At 46.3% G+C, this 14560-nt stretch carries 21 protein-coding genes and 1 tRNA gene; 19 read left to right on the forward strand and 3 right to left on the reverse strand.

Features of this window, described 5'->3' with window-relative positions; all coding sequences use genetic code 11:
- Nucleotides 1-2: 2 nt before the first annotated feature.
- The 4 genes from CLV60_RS27455 to CLV60_RS35065 are packed head-to-tail and all read left to right on the forward strand — an operon-like array spanning nucleotide 3 to nucleotide 2884.
- Nucleotides 3-800 (forward strand): hypothetical protein, encoded by a 798-nt coding sequence (locus CLV60_RS27455; protein WP_106598608.1) that lies wholly within the window; start codon nucleotides 3-5, stop codon nucleotides 798-800.
- Nucleotides 797-2191 (forward strand): hypothetical protein, encoded by a 1395-nt coding sequence (locus CLV60_RS27460; protein ID WP_106598609.1) that lies wholly within the window; start codon nucleotides 797-799, stop codon nucleotides 2189-2191. Before CLV60_RS27455 ends, CLV60_RS27460 begins: the two co-directional genes overlap by 4 nt.
- A 50-nt stretch (nucleotides 2192-2241) precedes the next feature.
- Complete coding sequence (locus tag CLV60_RS27465) at nucleotides 2242-2421, forward strand: hypothetical protein (protein ID WP_146151602.1); 180 nt, start codon at nucleotides 2242-2244, stop codon at nucleotides 2419-2421.
- Between the two features lie 25 nt (nucleotides 2422-2446).
- Entirely contained in the window at nucleotides 2447-2884 is a 438-nt protein-coding gene (locus tag CLV60_RS35065; RefSeq protein ID WP_374755661.1) for a lysozyme, read from the forward strand.
- A gap of 733 nt (nucleotides 2885-3617) precedes the next feature.
- On the opposite strand, the gene CLV60_RS27485 is transcribed toward CLV60_RS35065, so the two are convergent.
- The gene (locus CLV60_RS27485; RefSeq protein WP_170118877.1) at nucleotides 3618-4022 is read right to left on the reverse strand and encodes a DUF2958 domain-containing protein; all 405 of its coding nucleotides are present in this window, start codon (nucleotides 4020-4022) and stop codon (nucleotides 3618-3620) included.
- A gap of 94 nt (nucleotides 4023-4116) precedes the next feature.
- Between CLV60_RS27485 and CLV60_RS34360 the strand changes: the two genes are divergently transcribed.
- The 10 genes from CLV60_RS34360 to CLV60_RS27530 all read left to right on the forward strand — a co-directional run bounded on the left by CLV60_RS34360 (nucleotide 4117) and on the right by CLV60_RS27530 (nucleotide 8615).
- Entirely contained in the window at nucleotides 4117-4581 is a 465-nt protein-coding gene (locus CLV60_RS34360) for a hypothetical protein (protein WP_170118878.1), read from the forward strand.
- Between the two features lie 76 nt (nucleotides 4582-4657).
- Nucleotides 4658-4855: a hypothetical protein gene (locus CLV60_RS27490; RefSeq protein ID WP_106598615.1), complete on the forward strand. Its 198-nt coding sequence runs from the start codon at nucleotides 4658-4660 to the stop codon at nucleotides 4853-4855.
- Nucleotides 4856-4951: 96 nt separating this feature from the next.
- Complete coding sequence (locus CLV60_RS27495; RefSeq protein ID WP_106598616.1) at nucleotides 4952-5602, forward strand: DUF8626 domain-containing protein; 651 nt, start codon at nucleotides 4952-4954, stop codon at nucleotides 5600-5602.
- A complete protein-coding gene (locus tag CLV60_RS27500; RefSeq protein ID WP_106598617.1) occupies nucleotides 5602-5844 on the forward strand; it encodes a hypothetical protein in 243 nt (80 codons plus the stop codon). The genes CLV60_RS27495 and CLV60_RS27500 overlap by 1 nt, the downstream gene beginning before the upstream one ends.
- Nucleotides 5845-5941: 97 nt before the next feature.
- A complete protein-coding gene (locus CLV60_RS27505; RefSeq protein ID WP_106598618.1) occupies nucleotides 5942-6241 on the forward strand; it encodes a hypothetical protein in 300 nt (99 codons plus the stop codon).
- On the forward strand, nucleotides 6238-6444 hold the full coding sequence (locus CLV60_RS27510) for a hypothetical protein (RefSeq protein ID WP_106598619.1): 207 nt from the start codon (nucleotides 6238-6240) through the stop codon (nucleotides 6442-6444). Before CLV60_RS27505 ends, CLV60_RS27510 begins: the two co-directional genes overlap by 4 nt.
- On the forward strand, nucleotides 6444-6740 hold the full coding sequence (locus CLV60_RS27515) for a hypothetical protein (protein ID WP_106598620.1): 297 nt from the start codon (nucleotides 6444-6446) through the stop codon (nucleotides 6738-6740). Before CLV60_RS27510 ends, CLV60_RS27515 begins: the two co-directional genes overlap by 1 nt.
- A gap of 222 nt (nucleotides 6741-6962) precedes the next feature.
- Nucleotides 6963-7205, forward strand: coding sequence for a hypothetical protein (locus CLV60_RS27520; protein WP_170118879.1), 243 nt, complete (start codon nucleotides 6963-6965; stop codon nucleotides 7203-7205).
- On the forward strand, nucleotides 7205-7660 hold the full coding sequence (locus tag CLV60_RS27525) for a hypothetical protein (RefSeq protein WP_106598622.1): 456 nt from the start codon (nucleotides 7205-7207) through the stop codon (nucleotides 7658-7660). The genes CLV60_RS27520 and CLV60_RS27525 overlap by 1 nt, the downstream gene beginning before the upstream one ends.
- Nucleotides 7623-8615 (forward strand): hypothetical protein, encoded by a 993-nt coding sequence (locus tag CLV60_RS27530; RefSeq protein ID WP_106598623.1) that lies wholly within the window; start codon nucleotides 7623-7625, stop codon nucleotides 8613-8615. Before CLV60_RS27525 ends, CLV60_RS27530 begins: the two co-directional genes overlap by 38 nt.
- Here CLV60_RS27530 and CLV60_RS27535 read toward each other — a convergent pair.
- The gene (locus tag CLV60_RS27535) at nucleotides 8602-10383 is read right to left on the reverse strand and encodes a type IV secretory system conjugative DNA transfer family protein (protein ID WP_106598624.1); all 1782 of its coding nucleotides are present in this window, start codon (nucleotides 10381-10383) and stop codon (nucleotides 8602-8604) included. The genes CLV60_RS27530 and CLV60_RS27535 overlap by 14 nt on opposite strands.
- 402 nt (nucleotides 10384-10785) lie before the next feature.
- Here CLV60_RS27535 and CLV60_RS34160 point away from each other — a divergent pair, with 402 nt between their 5' ends.
- Entirely contained in the window at nucleotides 10786-10983 is a 198-nt protein-coding gene (locus CLV60_RS34160; protein ID WP_146151603.1) for a hypothetical protein, read from the forward strand.
- On the forward strand, nucleotides 10980-11858 hold the full coding sequence (locus tag CLV60_RS27545) for a relaxase/mobilization nuclease domain-containing protein (RefSeq protein ID WP_106598626.1): 879 nt from the start codon (nucleotides 10980-10982) through the stop codon (nucleotides 11856-11858). Before CLV60_RS34160 ends, CLV60_RS27545 begins: the two co-directional genes overlap by 4 nt.
- 86 nt (nucleotides 11859-11944) lie before the next feature.
- Here the strand turns inward: CLV60_RS27545 and CLV60_RS27550 are convergent.
- Nucleotides 11945-12018, reverse strand: a tRNA-Met gene (locus CLV60_RS27550).
- Between the two features lie 198 nt (nucleotides 12019-12216).
- Between CLV60_RS27550 and CLV60_RS27555 the strand changes: the two genes are divergently transcribed.
- The 3 genes from CLV60_RS27555 to rpsO all read left to right on the forward strand — a co-directional run bounded on the left by CLV60_RS27555 (nucleotide 12217) and on the right by rpsO (nucleotide 14484).
- Nucleotides 12217-12609, forward strand: coding sequence for an START-like domain-containing protein (locus CLV60_RS27555; RefSeq protein ID WP_106598627.1), 393 nt, complete (start codon nucleotides 12217-12219; stop codon nucleotides 12607-12609).
- Nucleotides 12609-14105 (forward strand): LptF/LptG family permease, encoded by a 1497-nt coding sequence (locus CLV60_RS27560; protein WP_106598628.1) that lies wholly within the window; start codon nucleotides 12609-12611, stop codon nucleotides 14103-14105. The genes CLV60_RS27555 and CLV60_RS27560 overlap by 1 nt, the downstream gene beginning before the upstream one ends.
- Before the next feature lie 103 nt (nucleotides 14106-14208).
- Nucleotides 14209-14484, forward strand: coding sequence for a 30S ribosomal protein S15 (gene rpsO, locus CLV60_RS27565; RefSeq protein WP_031527901.1), 276 nt, complete (start codon nucleotides 14209-14211; stop codon nucleotides 14482-14484).
- The last annotated feature ends 76 nt before the right edge of the window (nucleotides 14485-14560 follow it).

Genomic DNA, 14560 nt, shown 5'->3' on the forward strand with positions numbered 1-14560 from the left:
CCATGCAGAATATGATTTTGGCAAGCGCCACTCTATCTGATGCAGCGACCATTACCGGAACAACAGGAGCCGGTGATCTATCTATCGGGAACCTTCAAAAAATGGATTTGAAAGCCGTTTACCGGGTTATTGGAGACACAGTTTCGTTGACGATTGATCTGCTCAATTCAAAAGAAATAAATCTTGTTGCATTAATAGCACACAATTGCTCTGCCGCAGCTTCGGTGAGAGTTCGTGCCTCAAACACGAATGACGCAGGCACAGCACCGTATGACACGGGATTGTTACCAGCCCGATCAAATCAAACAGGATTTTCTGACAGTGGATACCCGCTGGAAAAGAATATGTTTCTTTCCTTCTTCTCTGCCCAGACTTACCGATACTGGTTTATCGATGTAGTGGACACAGGCGCTGAGTACATTGATATTGGCCGACTTTATATTAGTAACGCTTTCCAGCCAGAAACAAACATGGATTACGGCCTTGCGGAAGGTGTTGTTGATCCGTCACGCGTAAGCCGGGTGGTGTCAGGCGGTAAGGTTCCACGAGAGTTTGTGAAATACAAAACGGCAGATTTCGCACTCGGGTATTCAAACGAGGCTGAGATGTTCGGTAAGATATACGCCTTGGAACTGGCCTGTGGGCGTACAAAGGATGTTTTGTTTGTTCCTGATCCCGACGCAAAAGATTTTTTGCAAATCCGCTCGTACTATGGCACGATGGAAATAATCAATCCAAAGGTGAATTATCAATTCTCCCTGTTCAACAAAGCTTTCCGCATTGAGGAAATTCCCGTATGACACTGAAAACAGCAGATCGCGTTTTTGAAACATCCACCACCACTGGAACAGGGACGCTTTCGCTCGGTGGGCCGGTAGACGGCTTTCAAGCGTTTGTCACTGGCGTTGGTAGCGGTGCGAAAGTTCCTTACACGATCACACAAGCTGATATTTCTGGGGTCATTGTTTCGTGGGAATGCGGCATTGGTACGGTAACAGATGCCTCTCCCGATACATTGGCGCGAAATACCGTACTGAAATCTTCAAATGCCAACGCGCCCGTTAATTTCGGGTCCGGCACCAAGAACGTCTATCTTGGTTTCATCGCTGATATTGTACCGACAAGAGATGAAAACCTAAACTTTATTGAGCATTTCGGCGTAGTTGGCGGCACAGCCAACGCACTCACATTAACCCTCCCTGTTGCACCGAAAGCATACTCAGATGCGATGACTATTCGCGGTTTCGCAACTCAGGCTAATGCCGCAGGAGCGCTACAAGTAAACGTTAATTCCCTCGGCAACAAGAATATTAAGGTAAACGGTGTCGATCCTGCTGCCAATGTTTTGGCAGTAGGCGGTTATTTTGAAGCTGTCTATAAACCTGTCTCTGGCTGGTTTGAGCTTGTTTACCCTGCAAGTGGAGGTTTATTAGGCAGGCTTTCTCGCAGCAAGGCACCTCCAGAAACAAGCAACGCGGCGGATGTTGCCAATGACATTACGATTGCTGGTGGCGTATGGTTTGCCACAGACGAGGGGACGGTAATCCAATCTGTCGCCATGACGAAACAGCAAGACGCAACCTGGGCGGCAGGAAACAACGCCGGGGGGATGCAATCAGGCTCTGCTAAGGCCAATAACCAGACGATTGACCTGTTCGCCATCTACAACCCGACAACTTACGCAGTTGATTACAAGTTTGTTCCTTCCGGGACAGCCTTTGTCGCTTCAAGTGGTTTCACCGAGAGACGCCGTATTGCCTCGTTCAAAACCGATGCAACGGGGGCGATCCGCCCATATGCACAGCGCGGGGATGAATTCGAATATCTTACACCCATTCTGGATGTGAGCGACGCATCGCCAGTGACCACGGCCGTTCTTAAAACCTTGTCAGTCCCGATTGGCTTAAAGTTAAAGGCAAGCGTCAATGCCTCGATTACGAATGGTAATGCGGGGGGATTTGCTGCTCTATATCTGAGTGCGCCTGACACCGTTGATCTTGCCCCGAGCGCAACTGTCGCCCCACTGGCTACGCTTCAAGGTCAGGATGGTGCTAACTCCTCCGTCGTAGGCGGTGAGGCTACCTGTTGGACAAATACATCTGGACAGATCAGAACCCGCGTCGCGGCCAGTAACAGCAATTTGTACATCTCTACACTTGGATACTTTGATAAACGTGGCAGAGACGACTAAACCACATGGATTACTTATACCATCACTACTAAACAGAGAGAATGAAGAGAATGGAAGCCAAGCTCGAAGTCCTGACCGCCAGCTCCAAAGTCGCAGGGGGATTTCTTGTTTTTGGACTTAGCCCCGCTGAGTACGCAGGGATCTGCACCGCCTTGTATTTCTTTGTTCAAACGCTCTATATTATCTGGAAGTGGAACAAGGAAAGAAAGCTCGATGTCTCTGGGAAATAAACTTACTGGCGCTGCCGTCGCGGCGATGCTCTCCATTGCAGTTCCGTTTGTCGCAGTCGAGGAAGGTTTTCGATCCGTTCCGTACAAGGATATTGGAGGCGTGTGGACATGGTGCTATGGAGAAACTGAAGGGCAGAAGCCATCTGGTCCGGTTTCGAAAGAGCAATGTGATTTTCTACTGAGAACCAAGCTTCGCGCCATTGGGATAGCCGTCTGGTATCTGGTTGACACTCCGATGACGAATAGCCGATGGGCAGCTTTGACGTCATTCACCTATAACGTTGGATTGAATGCGTTCAGAACATCCACCTTGCGTAGAAAGCTGAATGCAGGCCACCCGCAGGCATGTCAGGAGCTAATGCGCTGGACGTTCGTGAAGAAAACGGATTGCAAAATTGCAGCCAATGGCTGTATGGGATTACCTAAGCGCCGAATGAAGGAGATGAGCCTGTGTCAGTCTTGAATTCTATTGCCATCGGCCTCGCAGCGTTCATTTTGGGGATAACCCTTGGTTACTGGTCTGGATACTCAGACGGCAAAGAGAAGCAACGCACCGTCACAATTGAAAAGATCGTACAGGTAAAGGAGAAACAACGTGAAATCCGCAATAATCGCCCTGATGCCATTGGCGTTGTTAACCGCTTGCGAGACGGTTCCTTTTAACGCGCAGCCGGACGTCGTTCAGTACTCAAAAGAAGTGCAAAAAAAAGCCGCCCTCGAAATTGAGAGCGGCCACTGTCCTGTACTTTCAAATGTATTTATGCCCGATTACCTCGTTATGAGGGATCAAGCGAATGTCAAATGAAGTTTCTCGTCTGGTCAGCCGAACACGTGCGGTGGTAAAATAACCATGTTTCCGTTTTCTAGGCCTTTCACTTTTGATAACAGTTTCGGCGGGTTATCGTCATGAAACGTCACAACGTAGTGTGTCACTGCTCCGTCTTTGTCTCGCTCATCAGAGACACCGTAACTCAGTTTGGACAATTGTTTGACCGTGAGGCCAAGGAAGGGTGCTAACGACTTGTTTCTGCTGTCGTTAACGGTTTGATCAACTAATTGATCTTCGAATTCTCGGAATGTCATTAAATGATTCCTTATGCATGTTTAAACCTGCCATACCTATGGCATTACACAAAGATAACGGAATTTGTCGAAAAAACAAAATTTTCCTAGGATATTGTTCAGAAAATCGCTAATTAAGGCGCTCGCGATTCTAAACGCCTTTGGGCCAACGCCAACTGCTCTGGATCTTCTGTGATTTTGCCGCACATTATTGCCGCTTCGGTGAACACAGATAGGGGATACTCCGGCTTAAAGTCTTCATCCTTCTCGACAATGAATCCGCCATCATCATCAAACTGGACTGTTTCCAGCTCTGGCATGAATACATTATCCAGCTCAGGCTTGCCATCGTTCAAGTCCGCCAACCCAAACGCCATTCCAGGGTAAAAGGGACTAAGCTCTGTCAGCAACCAAGTAGCAACCCCATTTACGGCGAACAGTTTGACAACCGGCGGCGGGTCAATCTCATTTCCCTGATCAGTACGCATACCGTTTTCTTCAAGTAAGGCTTGCTCGGCGGGGGTAAGTAATCTCGACATGGTGTCTCCTTTTTTTAGAAAGTATAGGCTCGGCGCGCCTTCGGCACAAGGGGCTATCGGGAGGAAGAAAGAAGGATTTTGCTGATATTTGGGTATGAACACGACAGACTCAATAGCATTCGCAGCGCTTGTTACAGCCATTATCGCATTATTAATATCAGTGCCACTGGCATGGATTCAGATTTCTCAATATCGCCGCGACCGCCGTGGAATTATCGTTGAAGGAAGGCCGAAGCACGAACAAAAAGAATGGAATTCAGTTATTTTGACAAATCTGTCGTCCACACCAATATTGATTAAAGACTGGGAGATGACATGGAAGCGACGAAAGTTTTTTGTTTGGCCTGTCGAAAGAAGAGCTGATGATCGAGGTGGTCCTTATGACTGGCCAATTACCATTCCACCCCATGATCGTTACGAACTTGAGCTAGCGGAGGTATACCACTTCAATTGGAATCCCAAGTCATACAAGGGAAAACTCTATATTGACCTTTACATAGCTGGTAAAAGCAGAAGGGTTAGAAGGTTGGTTCACAAGCCATCTCGCCCTAAAAAATAATTGCGATTTCTTCAAAAAAGTTGTTGACGAGCGTATCATTTAGTGATACGGTGTATTCACAACCAAGGAGAAAACAATGTCCGACACTTTCAATTTTGACTACAACGGCCACCAAATCGAAGTAACTTATTCTACGTATCCTGCCGAGCGTGATGTCGGTATCCATGGCGGCGCTGAGATCGAAAGCGTCAAACTGGAATACAACGGCAAGTTCCGCGAAATCCAAACCACTGATGCATTCGATGACATGATCTTGGAGCAGATCGATGGATGAGTTACGCGCCTTTACCCACGCCGTGATTAACGCACGGTTCTACTTCTACAAGCCCTACTTCACCAACATATATCAAGAATTTAAGGAGAATATGCAGTGATCAATATCACCGGAATCGAAAACGACATTAACAGAGAAACCGCCCGCCGTGCATATTTCAATGTAAGTTTTTCTCCCGAAAAGCGCGGTGATAGCGTCGTAGATGGGTACATTCAGACAATGACTAAATTAGCTTCTTTCATCGCAGAGAACACGGAAGACAAGGAGCTTGGGCAGCAAGTTTTTGACAAACTGCGCGAAGGATACAGAAAGCGCACCCAAGCTTGGTTGTCGGCTACATCCCGTTGTCTATCTTCTATGATTACTGGCCCAGCTCGTTTTCCTGTTCGAAAAGCAGAAAAGGCAAACAGCGCGGAACACAAGCGCTCAACTGAAATGCTTGCCTATTACGATAACATGCAGAAATATGCTCTGTCATATTTGAAGGCGGTTGATCGACGCAAAACCGACAAGGAAAACAAAACACATTATTTTAAAGGACTGGAAGTTGTCGAGAACTATGATGAAGACAGACTGCAATTGATTTTTGACGGAAAGCCCACTGAGGAAGCCCGCTCATTACTCAAAAAGAACGGTTTTCGCTGGTCTCTGAGATTTTCTGCTTGGCAGCGTCAATTAACTGACAATGCCCGACGCGCTTTTAACAGTCTGAGAGAGCCGTTAAACATTGAAAAGGCAGGTGCATAATGAAAGCCATTATCGTAACCTTCTGCGAAGGAAAGGGCTTCACTGTTCAGGAAACCACCACTGACGCCCTGATCGACTTCGCTGCTAACCTCGGGTACGAACACAAAGGATATAACGATAATCCCCACAACCGAGCCGAACTTCAAAACCAACCAACCTTTGCCAAACTTCTCGGCCCTATGTGGGATGGCGATAAAATCCGCTATGAAGACAGCAACGCCTACAACATTTTGAGCCAGTAAGGAGTCGCCATGTCTGATATAATCCACCTCGCCCTAGCCACACTATGCATCTTATTCGCTGGATGCTTTATAACCTCACTATTGAAAGGATAATACCATGTGCAAATGGAATGAAGCATACGCTAAAAGACCTCAAAATGAATTGTGCAGCCGTCAGATATCTATTGATATTATTGGAAGGAGATGTGTCTACATTAATGACTATCGAGTTCAGGGCGGTAAACCGTATATATCCGAAAACTTACCAACAGACACAAGAAAAACAACAGTACGAGAAGTGCTAGAAGCGTTTTCTGTACAGGAAATCCAAGCCTATCTTGAAGAGAAAATAGCTGTTAATGCCTATTGCGCCGGACTAAGGAATTATCGAGATGCTGAAACCAAAGGTGACGCATGAACATTCTCCAGCAACTCCACGAATACAACCTCGCCAACCCACGCCCGGAGCCGACACCACTTGAAGTAAAGCGCTTCTTTGAAGGCATGAAATACGCCTCACGTGTCGCAAAGGGCACATCACGCGGCCACATCGCTGCAAGAGCAATAAACACTGAAATGAGAACCCTAGCGCTCCATGGTGAGCAGAAGAAGGTGATTTGATGAGCGATGCTACTTCGAAAGATCTTTATGATGCAATTATAGAATTGCGTGCAACGACTGACAAATTGGTTGAGATTCGTGCATCGTTGCCGCCTATGCCCTTGAGCATGGAAAGTTATAATCATCAATCTCTGCTTGCAATGGACTTGGGGAAATATGCTGACGATCTTGCGGAAGCCATAAAGCCGTTTGCAGGATATGAGTGTAGCCCTCCCGGTGAATGCGATTGCTACAACTGTATTGCAAGAGATAAACTAGCCGCTTACAACGAGTTCAAAAAAGGGATATCTAAATGACCGAACACCTTAAAACAATCCTCGCCATCACCTTCTGCGCCATTGTCGGCTTGATTCTTATATACGCTGTTTATTGTGAAGTGACAGGAGTAGAGCTATGAGAAGAAACCATTGCGGGGATGAAAGTTGCTGCGGGCCATTACCTACACCGATAGACAACGATCAAATATACAACTGGCTAAACGCCCACATCAAAATAGAAGACCTCAAAACCCATCCAGAGTGGATAGCATTGAAACAACGATTAGGAGTACAGGAATGAACCAAGTAAAAATGTGGGGCGTGATTGGAAGATCAGGCCGAATTGATAAAGACCTCAATGGATGTCCGATGGTCTTTAAGAGCAAATCCTTTGCCCAGCAAAACTGCTATGAAGGAAATAAGGTTGTTGCCGTTTGGGTTACTATCGAACGTAAAGCACCATATAGCAGGGCCGTAAAAACCATCATGAAGGAGGTTATGTAATGATTGAAGCTGAAACGATCCTTAGATTAATAGAAACCGTTGATCCGAATGATACGGAAAAGCTGGATGAGATTGATGCAAGGGTTTATTGTTATGTAAGACCTGAAGAGTTCAGCTATGTTTCTATGTCCGATAATACAGACAAGGATTATTGCTGTTATTCATTCATTGCAAAATATTTAGGACCGAAGGAAAAATTTGTTGGTTTAGATATGTCTCGGTTAATAATTCGCTACACTCGCAGCCGCGAAGAGTTGAAGGCAATCAGGCCGGATGGTGTAAAATGGATTAGGACGACTTTTTGCGTTGATATGGGAAGCATTTCCAGTATTCATATCGGATCAACCATTATTGATGCCGGAGTACTGCCCACCGAAGAACTATCCGAACTTCACGCCATCATCCAAGCAATAGATTATGAACGTCGATCAAGCCAAAACCATACCAATAAGTGACGTAGCCGAAAGGCTGGGGGCGAAGCTGCACAAGCGGATCAAGCCACACATCACTGTATGGTTCAGCCCGTTTCGGAATGAGAAAACTGCTTCATTCCATATCGACGAGCGAACCAACAGCTTTAAAGATTGGGGTCACCATCTACCGAAGGGTGACGTGATCGATCTTTGGGTGGACTTCCACGGACTGAAACGGAATGACCCCGAAAGCACCAAACAGGCATTGAAAGCTCTGGAAGCATTCGATACAATCCCACGCACCACCATTTACAAGGAAGCCAAGGCAATGACCTATTCAGATCATTATCAGATCAAAAAGCTGTCAGACCGTGTGACAGCCGCAAATCTGAAAGAAGAGATTGACCGCCGCAGACTTCCCAAAGGTCTGGTGGAGCGCTACGTTAAACAGTCCAGCATTTACGACAATGAGACGAAAAAGACGTTTTATGCTTTTGCTTTCGAAAACGATAAGGAAGGCCACGAGATAAATATTTACAACCCCCGTCTGCATAAATCCTTCAAAACATGCATCGGCCCAAAGGCTATCAGTACCTTTCCAGCCCATCCAGAGGCAACGGACGTAACTGCTTTTGTGTTTACTGGCTTTTTCGACTTTTTGACCTGGCTTAACTTGAAAGGTCTGCCAAAGCCAAATGAGGAATATATTGTCAGCAACGGCGACAGCATGATTTCTTCTGTTGGAGAGTACCTTACGTCCAAAAACGTTCAAATCGCCCGTGTCCTATCGTTTACCGACCATGACGTGTCAGGCTCAGGGGAAAGAACAATGCACGCCCTCGCCTCAATTCTGGAAGCGGAAGGCGTACATTTTGGATCAATGGATCATCTTTATGACGGTCATAAAGACCTGAGTGCTGCTCATATAGGGAATACGAGCGGATTGCAAAGTGCGTATCGGGCTAATTCACCGAGACAAACACTTAGACCCCGATAGTCTCCTCGTAATAAGGGTTTCTGTCAGACCGTTCTTTTGCTTGCTTCATTTCGTAATACGGCCATTTCTGGAATTCTGCGATAGGGTTTTGATCTATGAAAGTAAATATCTTATCAGAAGAACCCCGCCTGATTTCATCAGCAGTTACCAATGGTCGGGCGTTTGGTTGGCCTTTTTCGTCCCCTACAACATTTCTGTCATAAACCACATACGTGGCCTTTCCCGCCAATCCTGAAACATGTTCGGCTGTGAAAGCATCGTTGATCCCGAAAAAATGCTTCACAGAAGCACCTGCCATGAACACCTGCCAAGAACTGCCATAGATGGCTTGCAACTGGCTCAGAGATTGAAATATCGGCCAGAGGGTGATGTTATACCCCGCACCCATAGCCATGAAGCTGCTAACATCGTTGATCTTCCCGAGTGATGGAAACTCGTCCAGAATGAAGGTTACGCGCTTATTCCGTGTCCTGACAACAGCCCTCAATGAGGTTGCAACCACCAGCCTAAGCCATTTTGACTGGCTGTTCATCTTATCCGGGGGGATAATCAAATACAACGCGGTTTTGCCATCGGAGATCCCGTTAATATCGAATGAAGATTCCGACATTGAATCCTGCAATGCAGAGGATTTTAAGAAATCAGTCTGTGAGTGGCAGCTTGACATTATGCTACCAAAAGTTTTTTCGGAGTTGACCATTACTGACTGAACCTCGGTAGCGGTCAGCGCAACGATCTCATTATCGCTTACCGCCATGTCAGTGAGCAATTCCTTAAAATCTTCCTCGGACTTTCTTAGCCATCTCCACACCGTCGCAAGCTCTCGTGAACAATTGCCCTTCGATCCCTCGATAACACAATGTATTATCAATGCAGTAATCAGCGATCTGGCGCGGTCATTCCAGAACGGGTCCGAAGTCTTGGCATCCTCGGGAACGATCATTTCAGCGATCATAGCCGCGTCATCGCCCAATGATTCGGTATTCGTGGCGTCCATTACATCAAGGGGGTTATAGCGGTCTGGACTTGTCGAATATACCTTCCAAGGATCAATAACCCGAACATCTTTGCCTGATTGTCGCTGGTAATTTGCCGTCACATAAGCACATTCACCCTTGGGGTCAATTACAAACCACGAACCATCATACCCGCCAATTCCGAGAAGGTTGGGCGCTATGAGGTTTGTGAATTTCCCTGAACGCGTCCCTGCGACCGAGAGTAAATGCCCTTGCTTCGGATAAGTATAACCACCGCCAATATACAGTCCCTTCTTACCTTCGTATGGTCTTAAATCGTCGTTGGTTGCCCACTTCGCTGATCCGTAACGGTTCATATCAGCCTTTAACAGAAACATCTTTTCCCGCCAGCGGTTGAAGGCAACCATCACCACGACAGTAATAAAAAGATTTGTGGTCAGGTACGCCAATAGAGGAAACAGATCACCATTACTTCCCACGATCCAGTGATACACATGGGATATAATGAAGAACCCGACCAATAGAACTACCCATATCCCGACGGCGAAAATAATCATCGACACACGGGCAAACGGGTGAAGGGGTGCAAGGGTAGGGGCGACGTCAAGCTTGTAGAGCTTCCGATTGTAAGCCCTGATAAAGCCCCACACAGCACCGGCAAGCGTAATAGGGGTTAGGAAGATACCGACTGCCCAGAGAATGTATTTGACTTTTGCTTCTGGATTTTTGGGGGATTGGAACAGCGCGAGGATGTCGTCAGCCGTCCACTGAGGAGGTTGGTTGTTCTGCATAACTGATATAGGTGAGGTTTAACTTTGCCAAGATATTTATTAATTTATTTAATGCGTGTAACCACTTGGGGATTTATTTTCATGGAATGATTGAGGGTGTAAAAGTTTGGGATTTAGCCGATTGGGGGTTGTTTTCATGTGCATGTTTTCGTAGTATAGCGTAGTATAGCAAGACGTGTTCTATACGTATCAAAACTCCGTTATTGACCCGTCCAGAACCATCTTGTAAGGAGACGTTACACTCTCCCTTAACCCTCACGTTTAAAAACCATGGCGCGAAAACCTTCTCTCGAAAAAAGAACAAACAAGCCTCAAATCTGCTTTAGCGACTCGGAGCTAACCGTTGCTGAGCGCAACGCTCGGGAAGCCCGAATGACCCTCTCAGAGTGGGGGAGATTTCGTATGGCAGAAGTTCAGCCTATGCGTTTGAAGCCTACACCGGAGGCAGAGGAAATGCTCAAAGGTCTTGCGGCAGTGCAACAAATCAGCAAGAACCTTGATTTGCTTGCCAAGGAAGGTAATGTCTCCGATGAGATCCTGATGATGGTCAGGACAGAGCTGATGGCGGCAGGGCAACTTATATCGAAGGGACTAAAATGATTATCCGTGGTGCCTCTCGGGGGAATGGCAAGCAGCTTGCCCAGTACCTTCAAACCCCTGCCGAGAACGAACGTGTCGAATTTTTCGGGGCGTGGGGGACCTCGAACCCGGACGATCTTACTGCATCCATAATTGAGATGGACAGGTTTGCAAAACTGACAAAGGGAAGCAAATCTATTTACCATGCGATCATCAGCCCGGACAGGGATGAAAGTCACAAAATGACCGATGAAGACTGGTTGTTTTGTATCGATACCCTTGCCAAAGAGCAGGGATTACATGGACAGCCTTGGGCAGCACAGAAGCACTTGAAGGATGGTAAATGGCATATGCACACTACGCATCAGCGGTACAGTGTAGAATTGGGAAGGTTCATTTCTGATAGCCACTCCTATAAAGGTAATGACCGTGCAAGAGCCACTTGTGAGATTAAGTTAGGCCATGCGCGAACACCGCAGCGCAACGAAAACCGACCTATCCTGACTAAAAATGTCATTGATGCTTGGCAGAAATCCAAGACCGGACAGGAGTTTTTTGATCGTTGCAAAGATTACGGATACACAGTTGCGTCCAGCACAACCCGCCGTCCATTCATGATTATCGACGAAAACGGCAGAAGCTTCGATTTGTTGAAAAAACTTCGCGACAAGCCGAACAAGTTCTCAGTACGGACTGCACAAATGAAGGAGCGCATGAAGGACATTGAGCTTCCATCTGACAAGTCAGTTATCAGAAATATCCGCACCCAGCAGAAGGCCAGAATTGCCAAGGAGAATAAGGAGCTATTCGAGGATATGACCGAAAGAGAGAGGCGTAAGAGTGAATTTGCAAAAAAGTTCAAGCCCCGCGACCATGATAAGGATCATGAGCGCTGACAATTTTCAAGCGCTCGATGTTTCACATATGTTTTACAAATCTTGAAAACGACATAAAAAAAGCCCCAAAAAGGGGCTTTATCGTGTAGCGGGGAGCAGGATCGAACTGCCGACCTTAGGGTTATGAATCCTACGCTCTAACCATCTGAGCTACCCCGCCGTTGTATTGTGGTGCAAAAGTATGTTAAAGAATATTACGATGCAACCCATTTGTCCATTTTTAGCGTAAATTTCGCATATTTTTAAAACAACAAATTTAAATTTACACGCTTTTATTGTCGATTTATGTTATATTACAACTTTTAAATCAGCACATAAGGCGATCGCTAACGAGGCGGCTCCTTTAATTTCAGCACATATGGAAAAATATAAATTTGTTACAGAATTTGAATTGCGATCCTCCCCAAAAGTTCTCTTTCCATATATTTCCACGCCCTCGGGGCTCCAACAATGGTTTGCCGAGAAGGTTACTGTGCTGCCCGACCACCGGTTCGATTTCCAATGGGACGGCGACAGCCACATAGCCCGGCAGACAGGACTGAGGATTAACAAAGCGGTGCGTTTCGATTTCGAGGATACCAGCGAAGACAATCTCGACAACAACCATCTGGAACTAAAATTAGAAGTAAGCGAGTTAACCCAGACAACCTTTTTGCGGATCATCGACTACTCGTCGAACAAGGATAAAGATGAGTTGACTTCGTTGTGGGAGGGATTTATTGATAATTTAAGAGAAATAGTAGGCAGTTGATGAAAAAGCTGGACAAGCTTATTTTAACGTCCTTTTGGGGACCTTTTGTGATTACAATGTCGGTCGTGGTGTTCGTCTTCCTGATGCGGATCATGATCTTTTATATAGATGACTTCGTGTCGAAGGACCTGAATGTCATGGACTATGCACAGCTATTCTTCTTTTTTAGTCTCATTACCGTACCTACTGCATTGCCGCTGGCCATGCTGCTGTCCTCACTGATGGCATTCGGAAACCTGGGCGAGTTCTTTGAGCTTACGGCTATCAAAAGCGCAGGTATTTCCGTGGTGCGGGCTATGCTGCCGATGTTTATTGTCGCGATCGGGATCAGCGTTTTCTCTTTCTTTTTTAACGACCGAGTTTCGCCCTGGGCCAACCTGAAAGGGTACAGCCTTCTATATGATATCAAAACGACCAAGGCTACATTGAAGATCAAGGAAGGGATTTTTTACAATGATTTGCCGGGGTATAGCATCAAAGTTGATGAAAAGCTGGAAAACGGCAAGATGATCGGCATGGTGATCTACAAGCACAACAGCCGGTCGTATGAGTTGGGGAATACCGAAATTATCCTGGCCGATTCGGGAAGGATGTACGCCATTAACGAGAACCGTTACCTGGTGATCGAATTGTACAACGGTACGCGGTATACCGACGAGCAGGGATCGGGCAGTTCGAGGCCTGTGTATATTTCCACTCCGGCGGGGGCGCAGACGCCTTATAGTAACTTCAACCGCCAATCATTCAGGCATTACCGCCTTACGGAAAGTCTTGCGTCGTTTGGTATGAAGCGTACAGATGAGGGGCAGTTCAAATACCACGAGTTTATGAAGAACATCAGCGACCTCACTTCAACGGCGGATTCGTTGCGCAATTCCTATCAGGAGACCAAGAAGAATCTTGTTGCTGGGAGCCAGCAGTATTATTCGTATAACTACCGGGAGGGGACGGATAAAACGATCAAGTCCGGCAAATGGATCGACTCTTTGCTGACGAAGCCCGTTTCCGACAGTTTGAAGAAGGATATCCTGATGAATACGAAGGCGGCTTCGAATAGCATGCTGAGCTACATCAAGTCGCAGCAGGATTATTTGCAGGCGAAATTGAAGGATGCGAGCAAATACGAGTTGGAAAGACATCACAAATACACCCAGGCCCTTTCCTGCCTGATTATGTTCCTGATCGGCGCGCCGCTGGGGGCTATCATTAAGAAAGGCGGATTCGGGGTGCCGGTGCTGGTCTCGATCCTATTCTTTATCCTGTTGTATGTATTGACCAACCAGGGGGATAAATGGGTGAAAGAAGGGCTGGTCGCGGTTCCGATTGGTGCGTGGATGGCAAATACGATCCTGCTTTCGGCCGGAATTTACTTCATCGATCGCGCACGAAGCGATTCACGGCTGTTCGATAAAGACGTCTACCAGATGTTCTTCAAAAGAATTAAGTCGAAATGGGCAAGTAGATTTGGCAAAAGGGAGCTTATCACTGATATTTAATTTAAATTATTTTAAAAAGCGGTTTAAAAAGCCTACTTTTGCAACCTTATTTGCGGCAAGGTGCCGTAATTACTACATATCACTTTAATCTGTTGTTACAATCATGTATTTAACCGCGGAAAAGAAGAGCGAGATCTTCGAATCGAAAGGTTTTAAAAAGGAGAGCGGTGACACCGGCTCTGCTGAATCACAAATTGCTTTATTTACGTACCGTATCAATTATCTGAACGAGCACCTCAAAACGCACAAGAAAGATAATGATACACGTCTGGGCCTCCTCAAAATGGTAGGAAAGCGCAGAAGATTGTTGGATTATCTTTACAAAAAAGACATCAATCGCTACCGTGCGATCATCGCCGAATTGAACATACGTAAGTAATTTTAAAATCAGGGAACTTGACATATGTGAAAGTTCCCTGATTTTTTGCGGAAAAAACAAGAACTTACCGGGACGT

The organism is Dyadobacter jiangsuensis (genome assembly GCF_003014695.1).
GTDB classification, from domain to species: Bacteria; Bacteroidota; Bacteroidia; order Cytophagales; family Spirosomataceae; genus Dyadobacter; species Dyadobacter jiangsuensis.